Origin of the sequence: Glycomyces sp. MUSA5-2 (genome assembly GCF_037034145.1) — a bacterium.
GTDB lineage: Bacteria > Actinomycetota > Actinomycetes > Mycobacteriales > Micromonosporaceae > Glycomyces > Glycomyces artemisiae.
Genome location: NZ_JBAGKG010000003.1, coordinates 284,212 through 298,731 on the forward strand (window position 1 = coordinate 284,212; position 14,520 = coordinate 298,731).

13 protein-coding genes are annotated in these 14,520 nt (G+C 72.4%); 12 read left to right on the forward strand and 1 reads right to left on the reverse strand.

Features of this window, described 5'->3' with window-relative positions; all coding sequences use genetic code 11:
• Positions 1-23 precede the first annotated feature (23 nt).
• The 5 genes from WA640_RS11525 (at position 24) to WA640_RS11545 (ending at position 5,110) form a co-directional block, all read left to right on the forward strand.
• Entirely contained in the window at positions 24-1,025 is a 1,002-nt protein-coding gene (locus WA640_RS11525) for an SPFH domain-containing protein (protein ID WP_106363642.1), read from the forward strand.
• Entirely contained in the window at positions 1,022-1,927 is a 906-nt protein-coding gene (locus tag WA640_RS11530; RefSeq protein WP_335987789.1) for a hypothetical protein, read from the forward strand. Before WA640_RS11525 ends, WA640_RS11530 begins: the two co-directional genes overlap by 4 nt.
• Before the next feature lie 57 nt (positions 1,928-1,984).
• Positions 1,985-2,725: an SDR family NAD(P)-dependent oxidoreductase gene (locus WA640_RS11535; RefSeq protein WP_335987790.1), complete on the forward strand. Its 741-nt coding sequence runs from the start codon at positions 1,985-1,987 to the stop codon at positions 2,723-2,725.
• A gap of 127 nt (positions 2,726-2,852) precedes the next feature.
• Positions 2,853-4,103 (forward strand): family 4 glycosyl hydrolase, encoded by a 1,251-nt coding sequence (locus WA640_RS11540; protein ID WP_335987791.1) that lies wholly within the window; start codon positions 2,853-2,855, stop codon positions 4,101-4,103.
• Positions 4,094-5,110, forward strand: coding sequence for an N-acetylglucosamine kinase (locus tag WA640_RS11545; RefSeq protein WP_335987792.1), 1,017 nt, complete (start codon positions 4,094-4,096; stop codon positions 5,108-5,110). The genes WA640_RS11540 and WA640_RS11545 overlap by 10 nt, the downstream gene beginning before the upstream one ends.
• Here WA640_RS11545 and WA640_RS11550 read toward each other — a convergent pair.
• Complete coding sequence (locus tag WA640_RS11550; RefSeq protein WP_335987793.1) at positions 5,104-6,276, reverse strand: ROK family transcriptional regulator; 1,173 nt, start codon at positions 6,274-6,276, stop codon at positions 5,104-5,106. The two genes, WA640_RS11545 and WA640_RS11550, sit on opposite strands and share 7 nt — an antisense overlap.
• Positions 6,277-6,448: 172 nt before the next feature.
• Between WA640_RS11550 and WA640_RS11555 the strand changes: the two genes are divergently transcribed.
• The 7 genes from WA640_RS11555 to WA640_RS11585 all read left to right on the forward strand — a co-directional run bounded on the left by WA640_RS11555 (position 6,449) and on the right by WA640_RS11585 (position 14,508).
• Complete coding sequence (locus tag WA640_RS11555) at positions 6,449-8,173, forward strand: ABC transporter substrate-binding protein (protein WP_335987794.1); 1,725 nt, start codon at positions 6,449-6,451, stop codon at positions 8,171-8,173.
• A 3-nt stretch (positions 8,174-8,176) separates the two neighbouring features.
• Positions 8,177-9,184: an ABC transporter permease gene (locus WA640_RS11560; protein ID WP_335987796.1), complete on the forward strand. Its 1,008-nt coding sequence runs from the start codon at positions 8,177-8,179 to the stop codon at positions 9,182-9,184.
• Positions 9,181-10,023 carry an ABC transporter permease gene (locus tag WA640_RS11565; RefSeq protein ID WP_335987798.1) on the forward strand — a complete coding sequence of 281 codons (843 nt, stop codon included), beginning with the start codon at positions 9,181-9,183 and terminating at the stop codon, positions 10,021-10,023. The genes WA640_RS11560 and WA640_RS11565 overlap by 4 nt, the downstream gene beginning before the upstream one ends.
• Complete coding sequence (locus WA640_RS11570) at positions 10,020-11,009, forward strand: ABC transporter ATP-binding protein (RefSeq protein ID WP_335987799.1); 990 nt, start codon at positions 10,020-10,022, stop codon at positions 11,007-11,009. The genes WA640_RS11565 and WA640_RS11570 overlap by 4 nt, the downstream gene beginning before the upstream one ends.
• Complete coding sequence (locus WA640_RS11575; RefSeq protein ID WP_335987800.1) at positions 10,999-11,778, forward strand: ABC transporter ATP-binding protein; 780 nt, start codon at positions 10,999-11,001, stop codon at positions 11,776-11,778. The genes WA640_RS11570 and WA640_RS11575 overlap by 11 nt, the downstream gene beginning before the upstream one ends.
• Before the next feature lie 116 nt (positions 11,779-11,894).
• A complete protein-coding gene (locus WA640_RS11580) occupies positions 11,895-12,962 on the forward strand; it encodes a glycoside hydrolase family 5 protein (protein ID WP_335987801.1) in 1,068 nt (355 codons plus the stop codon).
• Positions 12,963-13,131: 169 nt separating this feature from the next.
• Positions 13,132-14,508, forward strand: coding sequence for a glycoside hydrolase family 43 protein (locus tag WA640_RS11585; protein ID WP_335987802.1), 1,377 nt, complete (start codon positions 13,132-13,134; stop codon positions 14,506-14,508).
• Positions 14,509-14,520 lie beyond the last annotated feature (12 nt).

The following is a 14,520-nucleotide window of genomic DNA, read 5'->3' on the forward strand; positions in this document are numbered from 1 at the left end:
GACGAGAAAAGGAGGCCCACCCCATGGCCGATGTCACCAACCGCCTGTTCCTGCGCCACCTGCGCGGCACCCCCACCGTCTGGGTCCGCTTCCAGAAGCGCGGCCGCGCCGTCAAGGAGGGGACCGGCCAGTCGTTCTGGTACCGGCCCCTCACCGCCGTCCTCTCCGAAGTCCCCGTCGACGACCGCGAACTGCCCCTGATGTTCCACGCCCGCACCGCCGACTTCGCCGACGTCACCGTCCAGGCCACCGTCACCTACCGCATCGCCGACCCCGCGCTGGCCGCCGCCCGCCTCGACTTCTCCGTCGACCCCTACGGCGGCCAGGCCCGCGCCCGCCCCCTCGACCAGGTCGCGACCCTCCTCACCGAGCTCGCCCAGCAGCCCGCCCTCGACCTGCTCGCCCGGGTCCCGCTGGCCGACGCGCTCACCGTCGCCATCACCGAGGTCCGCGAGGCCGTGGCCGCCGCGCTCTCCGACGACGCGCGCCTGGGGGACGTCGGCGTCGCGGTCGTCAGCGCCCGCGTGGTGGCGATCCGGCCCGAGCCCGAGATGGAGCGCTCGCTCCAGACCCCCACCCGCGAAGCGGTGCAGCAGGACGCGGACAAGGCCACGTACGCCCGCCGCGCCCAGGCCGTCGAGCAGGAGCGGGCCATCGCCGAGAACGAGCTCCAGAACAAGATCGAGCTGGCCCGCCGCGAGCAGCAGCTCGTGGAGCAGAAGGGCGCCAACGACCGGCGCCGCGCCGAGCTCACCGCCGCCGCCGAACTCGCCTCGGCCCAAGGCGAAGCGGAGAAGGCCCGCACCCTCGCCGCGGCCCAGGCCGACCGGGTCCGCGAGGTCGGCGCCGCCGAAGCCGACGCCGAGGCCGCCCGCATGGCGATCTACCGCGACCTGCCCACCGGCGTCCTCCACGCCCTCGCGATGCGCGACCTCGCCGGGCAGCTCCCCGCGATCGGCCAGCTGACCGTCACGCCCGACCTGCTCACCGGCGCCATCGCCCGGCTCGCGGACGGTCGGCAGTGAGCGCCACGCTCGCGCCGCGCGTGGTCGTCGTCAGCCGCCGCAGCGAACTCGACGAGCTCCTGGCCCGCCACGGCACCCGCGCCGCCGCCGACCACTTCCTGCGCCAGCGCGGCCGCGACCTCCAGGAGGCCACCGCCCGCCACGAGGCCCTGCAAACCGCGCTCACCACAGTGGACGCGGCGGTCCCGGCCGACTGGCGGCGCGGCCGCGTCGACCGCGACGACCTGCCGCGGTTCCTGTTCGCGCCCGAGGACATCGTGGTCGCGGTCGGCCAGGACGGCCTCGTCGCGAACGTCGCGAAGTACCTGTCCGGCCAGCCCGTGATCGGCGTCGACCCCGAGCCGGGACGCAACCGCGGCGTCCTCGTCCAGTTCCGGGCCGCGTCGGTCGCCAAGGCGCTCCAGGCGGTCGCCGCCGGGACGGCGGCGTCCCGCAGGCTCACGATGGTCGCCGCCCGGCTCGACGACGGCCAGCAGCTCGCGGGCCTCAACGAGGTCTACGCCGGGCACGCCGCCCACCAGTCCGCGCGCTACCGCCTCGTGGACGCGGCGGGGCGCGGCGAGCGCCAGTCCTCCTCGGGCGTGCTCGTCGGGACCGGCACCGGCGCCACCGGCTGGACTGCTTCCGTTGCGGCCGAACGGGACCGGCGCGAGATCCTGCCCGGCCCGGAGGCGCCGTCCCTGTCCTGGTTCGTGCGGGAGGCGTGGCCCTCGCCCGCCACCGGCACCGCGCTCACCGCGGGCGTCCTGGGCACGGGGGAGGAGCTGCGGCTCGTGTGCGAGAGCGAGCGGCTCGTGGTCTTCGCCGACGGCGTCGAGTCCGACCACCTCACCGTGGCCTGGGGCCAGCAGATCACGATCGGCCTCGCCGACCGCCGCCTGCACCTGGTCGTGCCCGGATAGCGACGGGATCGTCGCATCAGGTTACGGCCCAGTGGATTCGGACGCTACCGTATGCCGATGAACCGATTCGAAGGCAAAGTCGCCGTCATCACCGGTGGAGCGAAGGGGATCGGGGCGGCCTGCGCGGCGCGCCTCGCGGCCGAAGGCGCGGCGGTCTACGTCGCCGACGTGGACGAGGAGGCGGGGGAGCGGATCGCCCGCGAGACGAGCGGGGTCCGCTTCCACCGCGCCGACGCCTCCAGCGCCGCCGACTGGACCGCCCTGCACGACAAGGTGATCAGCGCCCACGGCCGCCTCGACGTGCTCGTCTCGAACGCCTTCGCGAGCGTCAACGGAGCGCCCCACGAGCTGTCCGAGCCGGACTGGGACCGCACGCACGACGTCACCCTCAAGGCCGCCTACCTCGGCGTCAAAGCCTGCATCGGGCCGCTGCGGGAGGCCCGCGGCGCGGTCGTGGCGGTCTCCTCGGTCCACGCCCACCGGTCGCTCAAGGGCTACACCGCCTACGCCGCGGCCAAAGGCGGGCTCAACGCCCTCGTCAGGCAGCTCGCCGTCGAGTACGCCCCGCACGTCAGGTGCAACTCGGTCTCGCCCGGCCCGATCCGCACCACCCACTGGGCCGACACTTCGGAGGAGGACATCGTCCGGGCCGGCGACGCGACGCTCGTCGGCCGGGTCGGCCGCGCCGACGAGGTCGCCACCGCCGTCGCCTACCTCGCCTCCGACGAGGCCGGCTACATCACCGGCGTCGACCTGCCCGTCGACGGCGGCTGGCTCACCCTCAAGCACGCGCTCTGACCCGGCGGACGGGACCGCCATCCAAGGCGGTCCCGTTCCGGTCCGCGCGTTGACATCGATCAGTTAGTTAGTTAACCTGACTATTTATGACGGCCCTTCATGTCCGTCGCTGATCGAGAGGACCTTGATGAAGATCGCCGTGGTCGGTGGCGGATCCACCTACACCCCCGAGCTCGCCGAAGGCTTCGGCGCCAACGCCGTCGCGCTCGGCATCGACGAAGTGGCGCTGGTGGACCCGGCCGCGGACAAGCTGGAGGTCATCGGCCCGCTGGTGCGGCGCATCATGCGCCGGCACGGGTCCGGCGCGAAGGTCGAGTGGACGACCGACCTCGACCGCGGCGTCGAGGGCGCCGCGATCGTGCTGCTCCAGCTGCGCGTCGGCGGTCAGCGGGCCCGGATCGAGGACGAGGCGTTCCCGCTCGAATGCGGCTGCGTCGGCCAGGAGACCACCGGCGCGGGCGGCCTCGCGAAGGCCCTGCGCACCATCCCCGTCGCGCTCGGGATCGCCGACCGCGTCCGCGAACTCGCCGCCCCCGGCGCGTGGATCGTCGACTTCACCAACCCCGTCGGCATGGTCACCCGCGCGCTCCTCGACGCGGGCCACCGCGCGATCGGCCTGTGCAACGTCGCGATCGGCTTCCAGCGCCGCTTCGCCGGGCTCCTCGGCCGCGCCCCCGAGGACGTCGTCCTCGACCACGTCGGCCTCAACCACCTCACCTGGGAGACCGGCGTCCGCGTCGACGGCCGCGACGTCCTCCCCGGCCTCCTCGACGAGCACCGAGACGAGATCGCCGACGAAGTGGACCTCCCGGCCGCGGTCTTCGCCGACGGTCGCGTGCCCTCCTACTACCTGCACTACTTCTACGCCCACGACACGGAAGTGGAGCGGCTGCGCACCGCCCCCTCGCGCGGGCGGGAGGTCGCCCGCATCGAGGCCGAACTCTGGAAGATCTACGAGGACGACACCCTCGACCGCAAGCCCGACCTGCTCTCGCAGCGCGGCGGCGCCTACTACTCCGAGGCCGCCGTGGCGCTCATGCGCTCGCTGCTCACCCGGGACGGCGGCGTCCACGCGGTGAACGTCCGCAACCGCGGATTCCTGCCGTACCTGCCCGACGAGGCCGTCATCGAGGTCTCGGCCCGCGTCGGCGCCGACATCGCGCCCGTCGACGCGGCCCCGCTCGGGCCGCGCCAGCGCGGCCTCGTCGCGGCCGTCGCCGCCTACGAGGAACTGGGCGTCCAGGCCGCGGTCCGCGGCGGCGAGCGCCGCGTCTACGAAGCGCTGCTCGCGCACCCCCTCGTCGGCCAGCACGACCTCGCGGAGGGCCTGACGGCCCGCCTCATCGCCACCGGGCGGGACCACCTCCCTTGGGCCTGAACGCGGACCGCGCCTTCATCGCGGTGGACGGCGGGAACTCCAAGACCGACGCGGTCGCCGCGACCGCAGACGGCCGCGTCCACGCCTACGTGCGCACCGGCACCTCCTCGCCGCACCGGCTCGGCTACCGGGAGGCTGTGGACCTGCTGGGCAAGCTCATCGACACCGTCCGCGCCGAAGCCCGGTGGGGGAGTGAAGTACCGCTCGCGCGGGTCGACGCCCTCCTTGCGGGCGTGGACCTCCCGGTAGAGGTCGAGCGGCTGAACGCCGACGCCCGCTCGCGCGGCTGGGCCGACGAGGTGGTGCTCGACAACGACGTGTTCGCGCTGCTGCGGGCCGGGACGAGCGACCGGAACGCCGTCGCCGTCATCTGCGGGGCGGGCATGAACAGCGTGGGGCGCAACGCGTCCGACGAGTGGTCGCGGTTCCCGGCGCTCGGGCCGACCACGGGCGACTGGGGCGGCGGCGAGGACCTCGGGGACGCCGTGCTCTTCCACGCCGCCCGCGCCGAGGACGGCCGCGGCCCCGCCACGGCCCTGTGCGCGGCCGTGCGCGCGCACTTCGGGACCGGCACCGCCGAGGACGCCGCGATCGGCCTGCACTTCGGCCGCTTTCCCCGGGACATGGTCCACGGGCTCGTACCGCGCCTGTTCGCGGCCGCCGACGCCGGGGACGCCGTCGCAGAGTCCGTCGTGGAGCGCCAGGCGGCCGAGATCACCGCGATGGTCCGCGTCGCGGCCCGCAGGCTCGGACTCGGCAAGGGGCCGTTCACGATCGTGGGCGGCGGCGGGGTCCTCGCGGCCGCGCCCGCGGCTCTGCACCGGCACTTGGCGCCGATCCTGGAGGCGGAGTTCCCGCTCGCGTCCTACACCGGCCTCGACCGCCCGCCGGTGCTCGGCGCCGCGTGGACCGCGCTCGACGCGCTCACCGGCGCGACCGACACCGCGGCCCACCGCAGGCTCGCCGCCGGCATCGCCGCGATGGAGCCCGTCCGCGTCGCCTACTGAGCCTCCGGGAGGGCCGCGTCGAGCACGCGGCCCTTCAGGTCGGCGTACGCCAGGTCCAGGACCCCGATCGCGACGGCGTCGCCGTACACCGCCGACGGCAGGATCCGCTCGGCCAGCGAGGCGTTCGCGCGCCGCACCGACTCCACGAAGGTCTCGCCGCCCGCCCGCGCGATCTCGCCGCCGAGGACCAGGCTCGGCGGGTCGAACAGGCACGTGAGCAGGTGCAGCGCCCCGGCGACCCGCTTGGCGTAGGCGTCCATGAACGCCTGGGCGCCCACCTTGACGGCCGCGGTCATGACCGAGGCGGCGTCGGCGCCCGCGACGCCGTGCTCGCGGCCCAGGGCGAGGACGGCGGGGGCGCCGATCCAGTCCTGGTAGGTCGGGTCGTCGGGGCCGGTCCGGTCGGGGAAGACGGGCACGTACCCGAGTTCGCCCGCGGCGCCGCGGGCGCCGACGACGAGGCCGTGCGCCAGGTCGATCCCGGTGCCGATGCCCTCGCGGCCCAGCCACAGCAGGACCAGGCCGCCGGAGACGGCCGGGTTGCGGCGCTCGGCGACGGTGGCGGCGTTGACGTCGTTGTGGATCGTCACCGGGCAGTCCATGAACGACTCCAGGGACGCGCCGAGCCGCACGTCGGGGGCGCCGGGGAGGTCGGCGTACCCGATGGTGTCGGTGACGGCGTCGTAGGCGCCGGGGACGGCGAGGTGGACGACGGCGACGCGGTCCAGGGCGATCCCCGCGTCGTCGGCGGTGCGGCGCAGCATGCGCTGGACCGCGGTGTCGACGGGGACCTCGTTGAAGTCGAAGGTGCGGGTCGACGAGGTCCGTTCGCGCCCTTTGAGGTCGCGGATCGCGACGGTGACGCCGTCGGGCTCGTGGAGGGTCGCGGCCGCGGCGAACGCGTGGTCGGCGTTCACGGAGTACACCTCGGCCCGGGGCCCGACCTGCCTGGCGGTGGTGCGCCCCTGGGTGACCGCGAGCCCGGACTCGGCCAGCCGCAGCATCACCTGCGAGGCCGTGGGCTTGGCCAGGCCGGTGAGCTTGCGCAGCTCCACGCGGGTGAGCGTGTCGTTCTCAAGCAGGTGGTAGAGCGCGGCGCGCTCGTTGATGGTGCGCAGCAGGTGGGAGGAGCCGGAGGGGACGGGCGGGTCCGTGTTCGTTCGCATGGGCGTCCTTCGTCGCTGATGGCCGGCCGCGGGAAGTTCTGTTCGCGTCGATGTTGACCCCGGGGCCCGCTGAGTATACTATCGGCGCTTATAAGTTAGTAACCTTATCTAACTATTAAGCTCGATGCACCCCCGAGACTCCTCACCGTCACCCCGAGCAAGGGACACCGCCATGACGCACCGCCCCGGCCGCCCGAGCCGCCGCACCGTCCTCCAGACCTCCGCCGCCCTCGGCGCGGCCGCCGCCCTCGCCGCCTGCACCGGGACCGGCGGCGGCGACGCCCGCGCGACCACCCTCTACACCGCCGGGCTCCAGGACGGCGCCCCCACCAACTTCAACCCCCTCGGCTGGACCGCCTCCTGGCCCGTCGGCAACTACGCCGTCCACCTCTACGAGACGCTCTTCAACTTCAACCTCCTCACCGGCGAGTCCGAACCGCTCCTCGCCTCCGGCATCGCCTGGGACGGCGACACCGGCGCCGTGACCCTCCACGAGGGCACGACCTGGCACGACGGCAAGCCGCTCACCAGCGCCGACGTGATCGCCACCTTCGGCCTCGCCGACCGCAACGAGGGCATCGCCTACGGCGACATCTGGTCCTACGTGGACGCCATCGAGGCGCCCGACGACCGCACCGTCGTGTTCACCCTCAACGCCGAACGCCCCCAGCGCCTCCGGCTCATGGACCTGCTCTGCTTCACGTACATCCTCCCCGCGCACGTGTGGGCCGAGGTCCCCGACGCCGAGCTCACCGAGCACCCCAACACCGAGCCCGTCGGCTCCGGCCCCTACACCCTCGACTCCTACTCCCACCAGGACGTCACCCTCGCCCTCCACCCCGACTACTGGGGCGCCGAGATCCACGGCAGACCCGTCCCGCAGCAGGTCGTCCACGCGATCTACGAAGGCAACGACGCCGCCAACCTGTCCTTCCAGAACGGCGACATCGACCTCTCCGCGTACTTCCTGCCCCGCGTCAACGAGCTCTGGGAGGACCGCGGCCTGCCCGTCAAGACCTGGCAGAGCGACGCCCCCTACCACCTGCCCGGCTCCATCCCGATGCTCATCATCAACACCACGACCGGCCCCCTCGCCGACGCCCGCGTCCGCCGCGCGCTCGCCCACGCCATCGACTACGCCAAGATCGCCGAGTCCGCCATGGCCGGGATGAGCGACCCCGCACAGGCCAGCGTCATCCTCCCCGAAGGCGCCGAGAGCGTCCACTTCAACGCCGAGGCCGCCGCCGCGGGCTGGTCCTACGACCCCGACGAGGCCGCCCGCATCCTCGAACAGGAGGTCGGCGCGGCCAAAGGAGACGACGGGATCTACGTCCTCCCCGACGGGACCCGCCTCGGCCCGTTCAAGGCCGCCACCCCGCAGGGCTGGACCGACTGGAACGCCGCCCTCGACATCGTCGCCACCACCGCCACCGCCGCCGGGATCGACGTCGCCACCGAGTTCAGCGACTTCACCGAGGTCAACGACAACCTCGGCAACGGCGCCTTCGACATGGTCCTGTGGTACGTCTCCGACGTCGCCCCCTCCAGCCCCTGGTCGCGCATCCGCGACCTCATCGACGACCGCGACGTCCCGCCCGTCGGCGAGATGGCCTTCTGGAACTTCGGGCGCTTCCACCACGACGCCGTCCCCGCGCTCCTCGACGAGGCCGCCACCGCCGCCGACGCCGCGGCCGCCACCGCCGCCTATACCCAGCTCGACGACATCATCCGCGCCGAGGCCCCCGCCATCCCGCTCATGTACCGCCCCTTGGAGTTCTACCAGTTCAGCGAGAAGAACTGGACCGGCTTCCCCACGAAGGACGACCCGTACTGCGCGCCCATGCAGGGCATGACCGGCATCCAGATCCTCTCCAAGATCAAGCCCGCCGAGTCCTAGGACATGACCCTCCTCCGCCACATCCTCGCCAAGCTGGGCTGGTACGCCGCGGCCTTCGCCGCGGCGCTGGCGCTCAACTTCTTCCTGCCGCGCCTGCTCCCCGGCAACCCCGTCGACACGCTCATCGGCCAGGCCCTGCGCGGCCACGCCTCCTCCGAGACCAAGCAGCGCGTCTACGAGACCTACATCGCCGAGTTCGGGCTCGACCAGAACCTGTGGACGCAGTTCCTCACGTACATCGGGAAGACCGTGCAAGGGGACTTCGGGACCTCGTTCAGCCGCTACCCGGCCGACGTGGCCGCGATGGTCGCCGACGCCCTGCCGTGGACCATCGCACTCCAGCTCCCCGCGGTCCTCCTCGGCTGGCTCATCGGCAACCTCGTCGGCGCCGTCGCCGCCTACCGGCGCGGCGGCTTCGACCGGAGCGTCTACCTCTCCAGCCTGTTCCTCACCGCCGCGCCCTACTACTGCCTCGCGGTCCTGCTGCTCTACGGCCTCGCCGTGGCGCTCCCGCTGTTCCCCGCCGGCGGCGGCTGGTCCTTCGGCCTCAAGCCCGAGTGGACCGGCCTGTTCGCGGCCGACGCGGTCTCGCACTGGTTCCTGCCGTTCCTGTCCCTGCTGCTGGTGTTCATCGGCGGGCAGGCCATCGGCATGCGGTCCATGGCCGTGTACGAAGTGGACGCCGACTACGTGCGGTTCGCCGAGAGCTTCGGCCTCGCCGACCGCAAGATCATCGGCTACATCTTCCGCAACGGGATGCTCCCGCAGGTCACCGGCCTCGCGCTCGCCATCGGCACGCTCGTCGGCGGCGCGCTCCTCACCGAGATCGTGTTCTCCTACCCGGGGATCGGAACGCTCCTGTACGAAGCGATCCTCAACAAGGACTACCCGGTCATCCAGGCCGTGACGCTCCTCGTCCTCGTCGTCGTGCTCGTCGCGAACTTCCTCGTCGACGTCCTCTACGGCCTCATCGACCCGCGCATCCGCGCCGCTGAAAGGGGCGAACGGTGAAGGCGCTCAAGGCACTCCCGCCGCGGTTCCACGCCGCCGCCGCGGTCTTCCTGCTCATCGCCGCCGCCGGCCTCATCGGGCCCCTCGCGGCCCCGGCCGGGCCCGGCGACCTCCTCGGCCCGTCCTTCCAGCCGCCCGGCGCCGACTTCCTCCTCGGCACCGACCACCTCGGCCGGTCCGTGGGGATCCAGCTCGTCCACGGCATCCGCACGTCCCTCTACATCGGGCTCCTCGCGGGGATCGCCGGGACCGTCCTCGGCGTCCTCATCGGCACCCTCGCGGGATACCGCGGCGGCCTCGCCGACGAGATCCTCATGGGGCTCACCAACATCATGATCACCGTCCCCGCGATCATCGTGCTCCTGCTGCTCTCCATCAGCCTCGACACCCGCTCGGTCACCGTCATGGGCGCCTGCATCGGCGCGGTCTCCTGGCCCTGGACCGCCCGCGCCGTCCGCTCCCAGATCGCCAGCCTCCGGCAGCGCGAACACGTCGACATCGCGCGCCTCTCCGGCTCGCGCACCTGGCGGATCATCGCCGTCGAGCTCCTGCCGTACATGATGTCCTACATCGTCATGGCCTTCGTCATCCAGCTCTACGGCGCGATCCTCGCCGAAGCGGCCCTGAGCCTCCTCGGCCTCGGCCCCTCCGGCACCGCCTCCCTCGGCGTCATGCTCCACTGGGCCATCGCCTGGGAGTCCATCCGCGGCGGCCAGTGGTGGGTCTTCCTCACCCCCACCGTGTTCATCACCGCGATCACCTTCTCCCTCCTGCTCGTCCAGTCCAGCCTCGACACGGTCTTCAACCCGCGGCTGCGCGCCGGAAAGGCGGCCCGATGACCCTCGCGAGCCTCACCAACCTCACCGCCCACTACGACGCCGGCGAAGGGAGGTTCCACGCCCTCGACGACGTCGGCCTCGACGTCGAGTCGGGCCGGATCCTCGGCGTCGTCGGCGAATCCGGGTGCGGCAAGTCCACGATGGCCTCCGTGCTCTCCCTCAACCCCGCCCCGTCCCTGCGCGTCACCTCCGGGACCCTCGCCGTCGGCGGGAAGGACGTCGACCTCACCGACCCCGCCTCCCACCGGCCCCTGCGCGGCGGCACCGTCGCCCTCCTGCCGCAGGGCGCCCTCAACGCCCTCAACCCGACCCGCCGCGTCGGGGCCCTCGCACACGACATCCTCGCCGCGGGGGACCGGCGCATCAAGCGCTCGGAATCGCTGCGGCGCACCGCCGCCCGCCTCGAAGCCCTCGAACTCCCGCCGCGCGTCCTGCGCGCCTACCCGCACCAGCTCTCCGGCGGGATGCGCCAGCGGGTCGTGACCGCGCTGGCGACGCTGCGGAACCCGCGGCTGCTCGTCGCCGACGAGCCGTCGTCGGCGCTCGACGTGTCCTCGCAGCGGCTCCTGGTGGACCTGTTGCGGCGCCTGGTATCCGACGGCCTCGTGGAGGGCATCGTGTTCATCACCCACGACGTGGCGCTCCTGTCGGAGCTGGCCGACCGGATCGCCGTCATGTACGCGGGCCGCGTCGTGGAGGAGGCCCCCGCGCGGGACCTCGTGGCGTCGCCGCGCCACCCGTACTCGCAGGCGCTGCTCGCGTCGGTCCTGGTGCCCGAGCCGGGGACGCGGGGCCGGCGCCTCGCGGGGATCCCCGGTTCGCCGCCGGACCTGCGGGCGCCGATCGCGGGCTGCCCGTTCGCGCCCCGCTGCGAGCACGCCATGGACAAGTGCACCGCCGAGCGTCCGCCGCGGCTCGTGACCGGGCCGCGCGACGACTCCTGCTGGCGCAATGCCGAATCGGAGGAGGCGGTCGATGCCGCATGACGAGCTGCTGCGCACCGAGGGCCTGGCGAAGGTCTTCGGGCGCGGGAAGGACGAGGTCCGGGCCGTCGACGGCGTGGACCTGCGCCTCGCCGCGGGCGAGGTCACGGCCCTGGTGGGTCAGAGCGGCTCGGGGAAGAGCACGCTCGGGCGGCTGCTGCTGTGCCTGACGGACCCGAGCGCGGGCCGGGTCGTCTTCGACGACCGGGACGTGACGGCGGTGCGCGGCGCCGGGCGCCGCGACTACTGGCGCGAGGTCCAGGCGGTGTTCCAGGACCCGTTCGCGGCGTTCCACCAGTACCGGCGGGTGGAGGCGACGCTCGCGACCGCGTTGCAGCTCTTGCCCTCCGGGACCGACGGCCGGTCGCTCATGGAGGCGTCGCTCGCCTCGGTGGGCCTCGACGCGGCCGAGACGCTCGCGAAGCGCCCGCACGAGCTGTCGGGCGGCCAGCGCCAGCGGGTCATGCTGGCGCGGGCGCTCATGCTGCGCCCGCGGCTGCTCATCGCCGACGAGGCGACGTCCATGCTGGACGCGTCGGTCCGCGTCACGGTCCTCAACCTCCTCGCGGACCTGCGCGACGAGCGGGGGATGACGGTGCTGTTCGTGACGCACGACCTGGGGCCGGCGTACTACCTGGCGGACCGGATCGCGGTGATGCACCGCGGCCGTATCGTGGAGGCGGGCCCGGCCGAGCGGATCGTGGCGGAGCCCGAGCACCCGTACACGCGGTCGCTGCTGGCGGACGTGCCGAAGCTGCACCGGGGCGCTTAGCGCGCGGGGCCGCGAAACCGACAATATTGGTCGAAGTCAATCTATTGACTCGAAATCGCGGTCCCCGTAAGCTCATCAATAGATAGTAATACTGCCTAACTATTGAGGAGGAGTCCATGGCGCTCCCACCCCGCCGCAAGCGGCTGCTCGGCCTGCTCGCGGCCCTCGCCGCCGTCGCGGTCATCACCCCGCTCGGCATCGGCGCGGCCTCCGGCGACGACCACGACGACCCGGCCGCGGACCCCGGCACCGAGGCCGTCGCCGGCCCTGCCGCCGAGCACGGGCAGCTGTCCGTGTGCGGCACGACCCTGTGCGACGCGTCCGGGAACCCGGTCCAGCTGCGCGGCATGAGCACCCACGGCCTCCAGTGGTACTCGCAGTGCCTCAACGACGCGTCCCTGGACGCCCTCGCCTACGACTGGGAGGCCGACATCGTGCGCCTCTCGATGTACATCCAGGAGGACGGGTACGAGACCGACCCCGCGGGCTTCACCGCCCGCATGCACGAGCTGATCGACGAGGTCACCGCCCGCGGGCAGTACGTCATCGTCGACTGGCACATGCTCGACCCCGGCGATCCGAACTACAACCTGGAGCGCGCCGAGACGTTCTTCGCCGAGATCGCGCGCGAGCACGGCGACCAGGACAACATCTTCTACGAGGTCGCCAACGAGCCCAACGGGGTCGCGTGGTCGGCGATCAAGTCCTACCACGAGTCGATCATCCCGGTGATCCGCCAGTACGACGACGACGCCGTGATCATCCTCGGCACCCCCGACTGGTCCTCGCTGGGCCTGTCCGGCGACGGCGGCCCGCAGGACGTCATCGACGACCAGGTGGACGCCGAGAACGTCATGTACACGTTCCACTTCTACGCCGCCTCGCACGACGACTACTACCTCGACGGGCTCGCCGGCGCGGCCGACGAGATCCCGGTGTTCGTGACCGAATTCGGCACCCAGGAGTACACCGGGGACGGCCCGAACGACTTCGCGATGACCCAGCGGTACCTGGACCTCATGGCGGACAAGGGGATCAGCTGGGTCAACTGGAACTACTCCGACGACGAGCGCTCCGGCGCCGCGTTCGAGCCCGGCACCTGCCCCGGCGGGCCCTTCACCGGGGACTCCGGGAACCTCAAGGAGGCGGGCGCCTGGATCCGGGACCGGATCAGGGAGGGCTGACCGCACGCCCGGTCCACCGGGGGAGTCGAGGCCGTCGAATATATCGACGGACTTGACTCCCTCAATTTGTTACCGGTACCATTCAAGCGCGATGTGATCGCTCACAGGGGATCTCGCCGCAGTCCCGGGCGCGGACCCCCACTCCTCACGTCCCGAAAGGCACCCTCACATGACCGCACGCCGGACCGTCCTCACCGCAGGACTCGCCGCCGCCTTCGCCGCCGCGCTCCCCGCCTCCTCGGCGCACGCGCAGACGTACGGCGCCTACGCGATGGCCTACTTCAAGGAGTCGCCGAACTCCACCGACGACTCCTACGCGCTCCACCTCGCCGTCAGCACCGACGGCCTGAACTGGACGCCCCTGAACCAGAACCAGCCCGTCGCCGTCCCCACCGCCGGGATGCAGGGCCTGCGCGACCCGTTCCTCCTCCGCAAGCAGGACGGCACCTTCACCGTCCTCGCCACCGACCTCAAAGGCCGCGTGTTCAACCTGAACAACCAGTACATCCACGTCTGGGACTCGGCGGACCTGCGCAGCTTCACCGGCTACCGCCGCGTCAAGCTCCACAGCCTCGCCACCCACTCGTGGGCGCCGACCGCGTTCTGGGACCCCGCGCGCGGCCAGTACGGCGTCGTCTACTCCGCGAACAACGGCACGCGCGACGTGCTTCTCGTCAACTACACCACCGACTTCGTGAACATGGGCGCCGCGCAGGTCTACTTCGACCCCGGATTCAACGTCCTCGACGGCGACGTCCTGCGCCACGGCGGCGCGTTCTACCTCGCGTACAAGAACCTCGCCGACGGCAACCTCTACGTCTCCCGGTCCGCCACGGGCGCGCCGAACTCGTACACGACCCTCACCGGCGGACTCCGGCAGGGCTCGGCGATCGAGGCGCCGATCCTCGTGGCCGCCAACACCGGAAGCGCCTTCTGGCTGTGGGGCGACTCCTTCTCGCCCTCCAACGCCGTGTTCTACGCCTGGCAGTCGGGCGACATCGCGGGCAACTCCTGGACCGCTCTCGACCAGCGGAACTACACCGCGCCCATGAGCTCCAAGCACGCCGGGATCGTCCCGATCACCGCCGCCGAGCGCACCGCGCTCCTGTCCCGCTGGGGCGCACCGAACTGGAACCGCCTCAAGTCCTACAACTTCCCCGACCGCTACGTGCGCCACGCGAGCAACGTCGGCCGCATCGACCCGTTCCCGATGGAGCCGCCCGCAGACCAGCAGTGGCGTCTCGTCCCCGGCCTCGCCGACGCCGCGGGCGTCTCCTTCGAGTCCGTGAACTACCCCGGCCGCTACCTGCGCCACGCCGACTACGCGATCCAGCTCGCCGCGAGGGACGGCTCCGCGCTGTTCGACCAGGACGCGACCTTCCACCGCACCGCCGGGCTCGCCGACGGCGCCTGGGCCTCGTTCCGGTCCCACAACTTCCCCGACCGGTACCTGCGCCACTCCGGGTACGTGCTGCGCATCGACCCGCTCTCCTCCGGCTCGGCGCTCGCCGACCGCCGGGACGCCACCTTCCAAGTGACCTATTAGGAGGCGATCGGC